Here is a 12,382-nt window from a genome sequence, read left to right as displayed (position 1 = left end):
TTGTTATTCACTTACGTCGGACTCTGGTGCCAACTCTACTTTTAACCCGTCCAGTTCTTCTTTTAAATAAATTTGACAACCCAAACGGCTATTGTCTTTAACATAAAAAGCTTGATCTAACATATCTTCTTCCTCATCACTCATTTCAGGAAGTTCTAGTTCAGGTGTTTGTACATAACATTGGCAAGAAGCACACATTGCCATACCGCCGCAAATACCAATAGTTCCTTCAGGGGCGAGTTCATAAGCTCTTACCAGTTCCATTACGTTCATGTTCATATCAGTAGGTGCTTCCAGTTCATGGGTTTTGCCCTCACGGTCTATAATGGTGACTTTTATTGTGTTTTCTTCCATTGTTTTTTGAAATGACCTCCCCTAACCCCTCCGAAGGAGGGGAATTCGAGGTGATAAATTATTTTAAGTAATACTCGATAACAATTCGTGGGTTTGTGGCACTCGAACCAATAACGATTTTTTATATCTTGGTAGTAACCGCTTTTTCTTGTTCTTTCTTTACACCATCAAATCCTGTTATGCCCGAAACCGTGGTATATTTCATTACCAATTTTTTGGCATCGGGGTTCACAATTTTATAGGCCGATTGTACCATAATCGTCGCTTCATGAAATCCACAAAGGATTAATTTTAACTTACCAGGATAGGTATTTACATCTCCAATGGCAAAAATACCGGGAATGTTCGTACTGTAATCCGTAGCATTATCAACCACAATGGCATTTTTTTCTATGTTCAATCCCCAGTTTGCTATTGGCCCCAACTTTGGCGACAATCCGAAAAGTGGAATAAAATGGTCAACTTCAATATTTTTATTTCCTTCGGATAAATGTCTGACCGTAACTGCTTCTAGCTTGTTCTTTCCATGAATTTCAATAACTTCCGACTCGGTCAATAGATTGATTTTTCCTTTTTTAACCAATTCTTTAACTTTTTCAACGGAATCTAAAGCTCCTCTAAATTCGGTTCTTCGATGTACTAATGTTACTTCTTTGGCAAGGTCGGTCAAAAAGATAGACCAGTCTAAAGCAGAATCTCCACCACCAGCTATGATTATCTTTTTATCCTTATAAAAATTGGGTTCTCTAATAATATATTCAACCCCTTTATCTTCATAATCTACAATTTCTTTGATAGGTGGTTTTCTCGGCTCAAAAGAACCTAAACCTCCGGCAATGGCAACAACGTGTGCGTTGTGTTTTGTGCCTTTATTTGTGGTAACGACAAAGCTTCCATCCTCTAGTTTTTCAATGGTTTCTGCACGTTCGCCTAACGTGTAGGTTGGTTGAAAAGGGGCAATTTGTTCTTCTAAATTTGTGATTAACTCGCCAGCTAAAACAGAAGGGTAGCCTGGAATATCATAAATAGGTTTTTTAGGGTAAATTTCTGCCAATTGTCCTCCAGGAATTGGAAGTGCATCAATTAAATGGCAACGCATTTTTAACAAACCTGCTTCAAAAACGGTAAAAAGACCAACTGGACCCGCTCCTATGATTAGAATATCTGTTTTAATCATTTTAGTTCAAATTTTTTGCAAAAATAAAGACTAAATATTAAATGGAATGTGATAAATATCACATTGCCATGGTTTGTCTATCCTATTATATGCAACTCGTTAAAGTCTTTGTCAATAATTAGAGTATTGTCTCCGTTCACTTTTGCCTTTTTAAAATCAATTTCCACATTATCGACTTGAATTTTAGAAATTTTAAAAGGTAATCCGTGTAATTTTATTTTAAACGTCTTATAACCAGCTTGATACCTGCCTGTTTTATGTTGTTGAATAATAAGTTCCTCTTCTTTTCCATTAAGTTTAAAAGATCTATAACTGTATTTCCCTTTGGTATAATCATAACCGTCGTGGGCATCATCAAATAGGAACGATTTTTCCTTACCTAGTTTGTAATAAACATCTAGGGTAACTTCTTCAATAACCTTTTCTTCCACAAACTGTTGTACTGGGTATTTCGGAATTATAGCACCCGCTTTTATAAAAATAGGCATAGAATCGAGGTCGCTATTTATCCATAATTCTTTACCTCCAGAAACCAATTCGTCATCCCACATATTAAACCAATCTCCATTGGGAATGTACATTCTTCTTCCTTTAGAATTAGGCTCAATAATAGGACAAACCAATATTTTATCACCAAAGATGAATTCGTCGGTTCTAAAATGTGTTTGAATATCAGCTTGATCGTACATTACGAGCGATTTTAAAATAGGCGTTCCATCCGTAAAATATTGCCAAAAAGCGGTATATAAATAAGGTAATAATTGATAACGAATTTCAATAAATTTCCGAACAATATCGGTTACTTCATCACCAAAAGCCCAAGGTTCTTGCTCGCCATGGTCTCCAGAAGAATGTACCCTACAAAAAGGATGAAAAATACCTAATTGGATCCATCTGGCAAATAATTCTCCATCTGGCTGTTCTGCAAATCCACCAATATCGCTTCCAGCAAAGGAAAAGCCCGACATTGCCATACGTTGAGCTTGAACATTGGCAATCCATAAATGCTCCCAAGAGGCAACATTATCGCCTGTCCATGTGCTACAGTAACGTTGCGTGCCCGAATAGGCCGCTCTTGTAATTACAAAAGGTCTTTTTGGGAATGCAGTCCGTTTTAAGCCATGATACGTAGCTCTTGCCATTTGCATTCCGTAAATATTATGTGCCTTTCTGTGGCTACAAGGGTTTCCATCATAATCATGTCTCACATCATCGGGGAAAGTTTTGTTTGGCACTTCCATTACCGCAGGTTCGTTCATGTCGTTCCAAACGCCCCTTACACCGATTTCTGATATTAATTCTTTAAATAGACCTGCCCACCATTCTCTAACTTCTGGGTTGGTAAAATCTGGAAAATAACATTGTCCGGGCCATACTTTACCTTTCATATAAGGTCCATCTGCACGTTTACAGAAATAATCTTTTTCTAAACCTTCCTTAAAAACGTCATATTCCATATCAATTTTAATTCCCGGATCAATGATGGCAACGGTTTTAAATCCGTCATCAGCCAGTTCTTTAACCATCTTTTTAGGGTCTGGAAAATATTCTTTGTTCCAAGTAAAACACCTAAAACCGTCCATATAATCAATATCAAGATAAATGGCATCACAAGGTATTTGTAGTTCTCTAAATTTATCGGTTACCTCTTTTACTTTGCTTTCGGGATAATAACTCCATTTACATTGATGAAAACCTAAAGACCATAATGGGGGCATTTGATGCGGTTTGCCGGTTAAATCGGTATAATTGGCAATAACATCGTTCATTTCCGGACCATAAATAAAGTAATAGTTCATTTCGCCACCTTGTGCCCAAAAACTCATTACGTCTTTACGCTCATGTGCAAAATCAAAATACGATCTAAATGTATTGTCAAAGAAAATACCATAACATTTTTCTTCGTGCAGCCCGGTAAAAAAAGGAATTGCTTTGTAGATAGGATCAGTATCCTTACCATAGGCATAAGAATCGGTTACCCAATTTTGGAAACGCTTACCTTTTAAATTTAAATGTGTAGGTTTATCGCCAAGTCCGTAATAGCTTTCGCCTTTACGGGATTCCTTACTCATTTTTACAATATTACCACCGTATTCATAACTCTCTTCCCAATGAAAACCAATTTCATCTTGATGAATCAGTTTTTTGTCTTTTGCATCAAATAAAGAGATTTTAGCGTCTTTTTTATTGATAATACAAATCAATTTTTCAGTCGTAATTTGATATTCATCATCGGCCTCGTCAACTTCTAAGATATCATAACCGCTGTTGGCATATTTAGTAATGGCATAAGAAAAATCTTTATCAAAATTGCCTGTGGTGCTGTATCTGAACCTGATTACACTATCCCTTAAAATAGTAACCCTTAAAGTTACACCGTTAGAGGTGTAAAAATTAATGGTATCAATATTCTTTTCGTAGGCAATTATATCGGAAGGAAACTGATTTCCTTTTAATTCTAACTCTGTATTTGTAATCATATATTGGGTATTGTAAAATAGTTGGCAAAAATAATAAAATTTAATCCCTAAACAGGTGTGAAATAGTTAAAAATGGGGGTATTACATTAGGAATAATGTATTGATCTGTAAAAATTATATGATTTTCTTTGAGCAGGACGTTGCAATGGTTGTTAGGGACGGTGGAATGCACCATCCCCAAACACAGCCATATCATTTAAGCATTTTAAAAACGGCAACCCCCAAAGGCGGAATACCAATGGTTGCGGTATAAGGTTTATTATGGGTTGTTACCTTTTTTAAGGTGATTTGTTTGGTGTTTGAAAATCCGCTACCACCATATTTTTTGGCATCACTACTAAATATTTCTTTTATTTTTCCTTTTCGTGGTAAGCCTATATTATATTTATCAATAGTTTTAGGTGTAAAATTACACACCACAACCGTATCATTATCCGCGTCATGTCCTTTACGCATATAAGCTAGTACGGAATTTTGACTATCATCAAGGCTTATCCACTCAAAACCTTCGTGACTAAAGGCTTTTTCGTATAATGAAGGGGTGTCTTTATAGAATTGGTTTAAGTCTTTAAAGAATTCTTGCATTTTTTTATGCGGTTCAAATTCTAATAAATTCCACTGTAAACTTGTTTGAAAATTCCATTCATCATACTGTCCAAATTCACCTCCCATAAATACTAAATTTGTACCAGGATGTGTAAACATATAACCATACAGCAATCTTAGATTAGCAAAACGTTGCCACTCATCACCTGGCATTCTTCCAATGATGGAATTTTTACCATAAACCACCTCATCGTGAGATAATGGTAACATAAAATTTTCTGAAAATGCGTAAGCCAAACTAAATGTAATATCGTTTTGATGGAATTTTCTATAAATTGGGTCTTTTCCAAAATAATCCAACGTATCGTGCATCCAGCCCATCATCCATTTCATGCCAAAGCCCAATCCCCCATATTCGACCGCCCTGGTAACACCGGGAAAAGCGGTTGATTCTTCGGCAATAGTGGTAACGCCATCAAAATTATCTTGTACTGCTTGGTTAAATTCTTTTAATAATGATACGGCGGCCAAATTCTCTCTTTCACCATAAATATTTGGTTCCCACTCGCCATCTTCGCGAGAATAATCCAAATATAACATAGACGCCACGGCATCCACACGCAAACAATCTGCATGGTATTTTTCAAACCAAAATAGGGCATTACTAATTAAAAACGAACGGACTTCGTTACGCTCATAATTAAAAATCAAGCTTTTCCAGTCTTGATGGTATCCTTTTCTTCTATCGGGATGTTCGTACAAATGCGATCCGTCAAAAAAGCCCAAACCATGGTCATCTGAAGGGAAATGCGAGGGCACCCAATCTAAAATTACACCGATGTCGTTTTGATGAAATTCATCTACCAGAGCCATAAACTCTTGTGGTGTTCCGAAACGAGAGGTAGGAGCGAAATAGCCTGTTAATTGATAGCCCCAAGAAGGGTCATAAGGATATTCCATTATGGGCATAAACTCAATATGCGTAAAATTCATTTCTTTCACATAAGAAACTAATTTTTTAGCGAGTTCTTTATAAGTCAATCGCTCATTATCCTTAGATTTCATCCAAGAATCCAAATGTACTTCGTAAACGGAATAGGGTTTGTCCAATCCATTTTTATCTTTTCGGTAACCCATCCATTTTTTGTCTTTCCATTTATAATCTTCAATATCCCAGACAATGGAAGCCGTATTTGGCGGATGTTCGCAACGTTTTGCATACGGATCTGCCTTTTCGGTCTTAACATCATTATGGTTACTTTGAATCTTATATTTATATAGGTTGCCCTTACCAACATTGGGTATAAAACCTTCCCAAATACCCGAAGCATCCCAACGTACATTTAGTTTATGTTCGCCTTCCATCCAGTAGTTAAAATCACCTATTACAGAAACCGCTTTTGCCGATGGTGCCCAAACCGCGAAATAGGTGCCTTTTTCACCATTAACAGTTGTGATATGCGAACCGAATTTTTCGTAAAGTTTAAAGTGTTTGCCCGCTTTAAATAAGTTGATATCAAATTCTGTAAACAGACTAAATGTTTTTACTTTTGTCATCTTTTTTTTAATGATTAATTATATTTAAAATCCCTTTTAATGGGATAATTGCCCATCGTGGACGAGAATTAAGTTCATAGCCCAATTCATAAACAGCTTTTTCCAATAAACAGTATTCTAACATAAAAATACGTTCTTGATGATAGCCAATATTCAAATTTTCTTTTTGTGTTTCTGTAATATAGGTTTCTAAAAAAACGGCTATCAGGTAATGGTAAAGCAATTCCCCGGTTTCAAAAAGAGTTTCTTTAGAGAATTTGTACTGTTCGCCATTATTAAAAATAGTAGCATAAATAGCATAGTGAAACGATCTGAAAAGTCCGGCAACATCCTTTAAAGGCGGTTGTTTTACTTTTCTGTCCCTAATTGTGCTTTCGGGTTCGCCCTCAAAATCTAAAATGCAAAAATCATTATCTTGCACTAAAACTTGCCCCAAATGGTAATCGCCGTGCACACGTATGCGTTCGCCTTTTAATTTGGTCCAGTCAAATTTAACAAATCGTTTTCTGATTTCATTTTTTTTATCTAAAAACTCTTTTGCCAAATCCAATGCCATGCCTTCCAATTTAAGCATGTTATTTTCTACCAAACTTATCCTGTTTTGAAACTGGTAAAGCAACCTATTTTTTAACCAGACCGTATAATCATTGTTAAAATGTGTAGGCGTAAACGCGGTGTCTTCAAATTCAGAACCCAATGCGGCGTGCATTTCCGCAGTTCTTTTAGCCATGGTTTGAATTTTTAGAAACAAACTTAACCCGGCCCAATCGATAATTTGTGCCGGTACATCTTGAATTTTAAGTCTTTCAAATAAAGCTAAATTCGGCAAAGTATTGACTTCAATTTTTTTATACTCTAAATTAGAGAATACTTTATGTAGTTCAGTTAACATATATTTCCAAGCATCGCCTTGATTGGGAACCAATTCCTGCATTAAAGCAATGGTAATGTACTCATTTTCATGATCTACAATATTAATTCCGCCCAAATATGTTGGGGTATTTTTAAATTCTTTTTTTTCCGATAAAAACCGACTCATTTCATAATCGGGATTTTTATCCGCGTATATCCTTCTAAAGAATTTTAGTACAAATTTGTCATTGTAAATGATTGAAGTATTGCTCTGTTCAAGCCCCATAAATTTTGAAGATTCATAGGTCACATTATTAAACAGATCACTTTTATGGTATTGTACCCTGGTTCTATCTACGGGTACTGCAGTTAAAATACGCTCAAAAACCAGTTTCCTGAACGATTCAAGGTTTATGGCATCTATAATAAATCCTTCTTTACCACCTATGGTAATTGGCAATATTCTGGCTTTTTCGGCAAAACTTTTATCGGTAACAAATGCTATGGGCAAAAAATAATGCTGGTAAAAAGCTTCTTCAAAATCTATTTCCAAAATAAGACCGTAATAGACTTCTGCATGTTGCTGAATCTTAAAATATTCAGAAAGCTCTATATATTTTAATTTGCTGGCTTTGCCACCGTACCAGCGTTGTTTTATGATATAATCCTCTAAAACCTCAGAAAGAAAAATATTTACAAACTCTTTATTATCCAACAATTCTTCCCAAGTTTCGTTGAAAATATAAGGAGGTTCTAAGGTGTTATTAGCGGATTTTGCCATCATTTATTTAATTACTTTAAATATATGAAATGGCAACGCAGTATGCAATTCAACAAAGTTCCACTCGGCATTCCAATTATAGCTATTGCCCGTAAACAAATCGTAAACTTGAATACCATTTGGTGCTTGTAAATCTTGTAAAGGCAATTGTATTGAACCTTGTTGAGAATAGTAATGATCTAGGCTTATGATGATTAAAAGTTCATCGGTCTTATCATCGTTCCATTTATAAAAAGCGAGAAGATGGTCATTGGTAATGTTACAGAATTTAATATTATTAGTTTGCTGTAAAGCGGGATGTTTGTGTCTTAATTGGTTTATTCTTGTAATAACCGCGGTCAATTTATTCTCGAAGGACCAATTGTAATGCGTTATCTGAAATTTTTCCGAATTCAAATATTCTTCCTTACCGGGAATAGCATCACTAATCATATATTCGAAAACCGGACCATAAATACCAATATTTGAACTCAACATAGCTGCCAAAACATAACGTTGAATGAATTTAGATTCATTAACACCTTGCAGGTGATAGGGATTAATATCGGGAGTATTAGGCCAAAAGTTGGGCCGCATATATTCTTTCTGCTCAGTTTGGGTAAGTTCTTCTAAATATTCTATAATTTCGTGCTTGTTGTCCCGCCAAGTAAAATAGGTGTACGATTGGGTATATCCTTGTTTTCCCAATTGCTGCATTACTTTTGGAGCGGTAAATGCCTCTGCCAAAAAGATAACATCAGGGTGTTTTGCCTTAACCTCGGTAATTATCCAATTCCAAAAATAGAACGGTTTTGTATGTGGATTATCAACCCTAAAAATGTTAATACCACAATCTATCCAATAAAGTAAAATGTCCAAACAAGCTTTCCACAAGTTTTCATAATCGTCGTTTTCCCAATAGATAGGCAATATATCTTGGTACTTTTTTGGTGGATTTTCAGCATACTGAACCGTTCCGTCGGGTCGCCATTTGAACCATTGCGGATGTTTTTTTACCCAGGGGTGATCAGGAGCAGCCTGTAAGGCATAGTCCATGGCAATTTCAATATTATGGACTTTCGCTTTTTGTATTAGTGCCTTAAAATCTTTTAAAGTTCCCAAGTCAGGATGAATATCTTTATGCCCCCCCAATTTAGAACCTACGCCCCAAGTTGAACCCACATCACCTTCAAGGGCGGTGGTTGTATTGTTTTTCCCTTTTCTGTTCACCTCTCCGATAGGATGGATAGGTGGTAAATAGAGGGTGTCAAAGCCCATATTTGCTATTCTGGGCAACAAACGTTCACAGTCTCTAAAAGTACCGTGTTTTCCCTGGTGTTCAGATGCCGAACGTGGGAAAAATTCGTACCAAGTACTAAATCTAGCTTTTGGTCTATCCACATAAACTTGATAATCTTTAGAGGTATTCGCTAATATTTTTTGCGGATTTTTTTCAAAAATGGCATGAAGTTTATTGCTACTTGCTTCCTTTATGGCTTCATCATAACTAGATTCGTTTTTAAATATTTTTTGTAAATGTTTAAGGTATTCTTTTTCTTTAGAACCTGCTTTCTTGCCAATTTCCTTCGCAAATTCAATTCCCTCCAACAATTCCGATTTTACGTGCTGGCCATCTTGTATCTTTCTGATGATTCCGTGTTGCCAATTGAGAGCATAATCTACCCATGCTTCTACTTTATAGGTATAGTAACCTTGTTTTTTTACCGTAAACGATGTGTGCCACTCGTCATTTCCCGAAAGGTTCATTCGGGTTTCGCTCCAACTTTTGTCATCTTCATGTTTATATAAAACTGATGCGGCAATTATATCGTGTCCATCCGCAAATACATGTGCGTTTACGTTAACAATCTCATTTACAACACGTTTAATGTAATATTTTCCACAATTTACACTCGGCGAAACATAGTCTATTAGTACTCTTTTTTGGTTTAGCATATTAGATTGGTTATTTATGTAGGAAAGCAAAAATAATTAATTCGGTTAAATTACATATCCTTTGGGAATTACGGCATGTTTTTTAATAACCACAATGCCCTCTTTAATAACGTATTGATCTGTTTCCTTATCTTCAAGATGTTTGCCTCCATTAATTCTTACGTCGTCACCTATACGGCAATTTTTATCGATAATGGCATTTTTTATAAAGCATCTTTCGCCAATACCCATTAAAATAGGGGTCTTTTTTTTGTTGATTTCTTCTAAAGATTCGTAATAGTCGCATCCCATCATGTAGGTGTTGATAACGGTTGATTCCTTGCCTATTCTAGATCTGATACCAATTACCGAGCTTTCAATTTTAGCGGCATGTATAATACACCCTTCTGCTACCACCGCTTTATCTAGCACGGTGCCGGACACTTTTGAAGTTGGTAATATTCTAGCTCTTGTATATACTCTTTGATCCGTATCATAAAGGTTGAATTTAGGAATATCATCCGTTAACCCTAAGTTGGCTTCAAAAAAGGAATCAATATTACCTATGTCGGTCCAGTAGCCTTCAAATTGATAACTTAATGTTTTATGATCGTGAATAGCTCCTGGGATAATCTCTTTACCAAAATCGTTGGTGTCCGGATTGCTCATTAAATCTATTAATAATTGTCTATTAAAGATATAAATACCCATGGAAGCCAGGTAATTTCTGCCTTCGTTTTTCATCTCATTACTCACTTCCGAAGTCCAATCAGGCAAAAGTTCGGCATCGGGTTTTTCAATAAAAGAGGTTATTATATTTTTATCATCTGACTTTAAAATTCCGAACGAAGTTGCATCGTTTGCATTTACGGGAATAGTGGCAATTGATATTTCAGCTTCGCTTTTAATATGTTCTTCAAGCATTAAATTATAATCCATTTGGTAGAGTTGGTCACCGGACAATATCAGGGCATATTCAAAATCATGTCGTAAAAAGTGGTGCATGCTCTGTCTCACGGCATCTGCAGTACCTTGAAACCATGATTTGCTTTGTATGGTTTGTTCTGCAGCCAGTACATCAACAAAAGCGGAACTAAAAAAGCTAAAATGGTAGGTATTTTTTATATGTCTATTTAATGATGCCGAATTAAACTGTGTTAATACATACATTCTCTTGATATCACTATTTATACAATTGGAGATGGGAATATCTACCAATCTGTATTTTCCCGCTATGGGTACTGCTGGTTTTGACCTTGATTCCGTTAATGGGTAAAGCCTTGTTCCTTGACCACCACCTAAAATAATACCTAATACATTGTTGCTCATAATACTTCTTTTATGGGTTCTATAAATTTTTTATTGCCGTAATCCTATACCAAGGACTTATACAACTGTTCTACTTGTTTGGCAATGGCTATCCAATCAAAAGTCTGTTCTACCCTTGCCCTTCCTTTTTTTGCCATTTTTTTTGTTAACTCCTTGTCGTTTATTAATTTATTTACTCCATCTGCCAAATCCCTAGAAAATTTGTCGGGGTTTACAGGTTCAAAAGGAGCTTCTTTTTGCTGTTCTAACGGAATTAATAAGCCCGTTTCACCATGAACTACAACCTCCTTAATGCCTCCAACCGCACTTGCCACTACGGCTGTTTCACAAGCCATGGCTTCAATATTGATAATACCAAATGGTTCATAAATTGACGGACAGCAAAACACATCTGCATGTGAATAAAGTTGAATCACTTCTTTTTTGGTTACCATTTTATCGATCCAAATGATATTATCACGTGTTTTTTTAACTTCATTCACGCTATCTTCCATTTCTTTGGCAATTTCGGGCGTGTCCGGTGCACCGGCACATAAAACAATTTGGGTATTCTTATCTATATACTTTATGGCATTTACCAAATGTATTATTCCTTTTTGCCGGGTAATCCTACCTACAAAAAGAACATAAGGTTTTGATTTGTCTATACCGTATTCGTCCAATGTAGAGGTGTCTTGTGTAACCACATATTCTTGTAAGTTTATACCATTATATATAACCTTTACTTTATCCTCATCAACATCAAAATACTTTAAAACATCTTCTTTGGTTTCTTTGGATACCGCGATAAGAGCATCTGCCATTTCAATTGCTGTTTTTTCTATCCATGACGAAGCATCGTAGCCACGCCCCAACTGTTCCCTTTTCCAAGGTCGTAGAGGCTCCAAAGAATGTGTAGTTATCACTAAAGGAATACCATAGCACAATTTTGCAACAATTCCCGCAAAATGAGCGTACCAAGTATGACAATGTACCACATCGGCATCAATATCATCGGCATTCATATGGATACCTGTGCTTAATGTTTTTAAAACTGCTTGAAGTTTATCATTTGTTTTGTCAAAAACAGGATTATCATAGGGAAAGCCTTTTACAGTTAAATTTTCTGACTCACTGTTCTGATCGCCAAAACACCTCACATCTATTTCCATCAATTTGGACAATTCGGTTGCCAAATATTCAACATGCACACCTGCTCCACCATAAACATAAGGAGGAAATTCTCTTGTATAAAAAAGTGCTTTCATTAATAATTTCTTTAAAGTTATGGTAAAATAATGGAATACCTATGAATCACTTTTTTAGTAACGGGTATAATATTAGCATGTAAAATATCCATAGGTAAGGTTTGAGAAACATTAAAGTTACAAAAAAGTTTTTATTACAGCCATT

The 12,382-nt window shown here is 35.8% G+C and carries 8 protein-coding genes; all 8 read right to left on the bottom strand.

The window, feature by feature from the left end; translation table 11 throughout:
- Nucleotides 1-3 precede the first annotated feature (3 nt).
- Nucleotides 4-354 carry a 2Fe-2S iron-sulfur cluster-binding protein gene (locus UMM65_RS05870; RefSeq protein WP_321975554.1) on the bottom strand — a complete coding sequence of 117 codons (351 nt, stop codon included), beginning with the start codon at nucleotides 352-354 and terminating at the stop codon, nucleotides 4-6.
- A 121-nt stretch (nucleotides 355-475) separates the two neighbouring features.
- Entirely contained in the window at nucleotides 476-1,531 is a 1,056-nt protein-coding gene (locus tag UMM65_RS05865; RefSeq protein WP_321975553.1) for an NAD(P)/FAD-dependent oxidoreductase, read from the bottom strand.
- Between the two features lie 77 nt (nucleotides 1,532-1,608).
- Nucleotides 1,609-4,011: a glycoside hydrolase family 31 protein gene (locus tag UMM65_RS05860; RefSeq protein WP_321975552.1), complete on the bottom strand. Its 2,403-nt coding sequence runs from the start codon at nucleotides 4,009-4,011 to the stop codon at nucleotides 1,609-1,611.
- Between the two features lie 192 nt (nucleotides 4,012-4,203).
- Nucleotides 4,204-6,114, bottom strand: coding sequence for a 1,4-alpha-glucan branching protein GlgB (glgB, locus tag UMM65_RS05855; RefSeq protein ID WP_321975551.1), 1,911 nt, complete (start codon nucleotides 6,112-6,114; stop codon nucleotides 4,204-4,206).
- A gap of 7 nt (nucleotides 6,115-6,121) precedes the next feature.
- Nucleotides 6,122-7,747 (bottom strand): trehalose synthase, encoded by a 1,626-nt coding sequence (locus UMM65_RS05850; RefSeq protein ID WP_415859558.1) that lies wholly within the window; start codon nucleotides 7,745-7,747, stop codon nucleotides 6,122-6,124.
- 3 nt (nucleotides 7,748-7,750) lie between these two features.
- The gene (locus UMM65_RS05845; RefSeq protein ID WP_321975549.1) at nucleotides 7,751-9,682 is read right to left on the bottom strand and encodes an alpha-1,4-glucan--maltose-1-phosphate maltosyltransferase; all 1,932 of its coding nucleotides are present in this window, start codon (nucleotides 9,680-9,682) and stop codon (nucleotides 7,751-7,753) included.
- A 45-nt stretch (nucleotides 9,683-9,727) separates the two neighbouring features.
- On the bottom strand, nucleotides 9,728-10,990 hold the full coding sequence (locus tag UMM65_RS05840) for a glucose-1-phosphate adenylyltransferase (RefSeq protein ID WP_415859557.1): 1,263 nt from the start codon (nucleotides 10,988-10,990) through the stop codon (nucleotides 9,728-9,730).
- A gap of 44 nt (nucleotides 10,991-11,034) precedes the next feature.
- Nucleotides 11,035-12,237 carry a glycogen synthase gene (gene glgA, locus UMM65_RS05835; protein ID WP_321975548.1) on the bottom strand — a complete coding sequence of 401 codons (1,203 nt, stop codon included), beginning with the start codon at nucleotides 12,235-12,237 and terminating at the stop codon, nucleotides 11,035-11,037.
- Nucleotides 12,238-12,382 lie beyond the last annotated feature (145 nt).

It is taken from the genome of Aureibaculum koreense (assembly GCF_034296135.1).
Lineage (GTDB): Bacteria > Bacteroidota > Bacteroidia > Flavobacteriales > Flavobacteriaceae > Aureibaculum.
Note: the sequence above shows the minus strand (reverse complement) of the source record. Positions and strands in the feature narration are given on the sequence as shown.

Coding starts and splice junctions, on each gene's coding strand:
- UMM65_RS05870 (WP_321975554.1), bottom strand. CDS start 354: ATGGAAGAAAACACAATAAAAGTCACCATTATAGACCGTGAGGGCAAA.
- UMM65_RS05865 (WP_321975553.1), bottom strand. CDS start 1,531: ATGATTAAAACAGATATTCTAATCATAGGAGCGGGTCCAGTTGGTCTT.
- UMM65_RS05860 (WP_321975552.1), bottom strand. CDS start 4,011: ATGATTACAAATACAGAGTTAGAATTAAAAGGAAATCAGTTTCCTTCC.
- glgB (WP_321975551.1), bottom strand. CDS start 6,114: ATGACAAAAGTAAAAACATTTAGTCTGTTTACAGAATTTGATATCAAC.
- UMM65_RS05850 (WP_415859558.1), bottom strand. CDS start 7,747: ATGGCAAAATCCGCTAATAACACCTTAGAACCTCCTTATATTTTCAAC.
- UMM65_RS05845 (WP_321975549.1), bottom strand. CDS start 9,682: ATGCTAAACCAAAAAAGAGTACTAATAGACTATGTTTCGCCGAGTGTA.
- UMM65_RS05840 (WP_415859557.1), bottom strand. CDS start 10,990: ATGAGCAACAATGTATTAGGTATTATTTTAGGTGGTGGTCAAGGAACA.
- glgA (WP_321975548.1), bottom strand. CDS start 12,237: ATGAAAGCACTTTTTTATACAAGAGAATTTCCTCCTTATGTTTATGGT.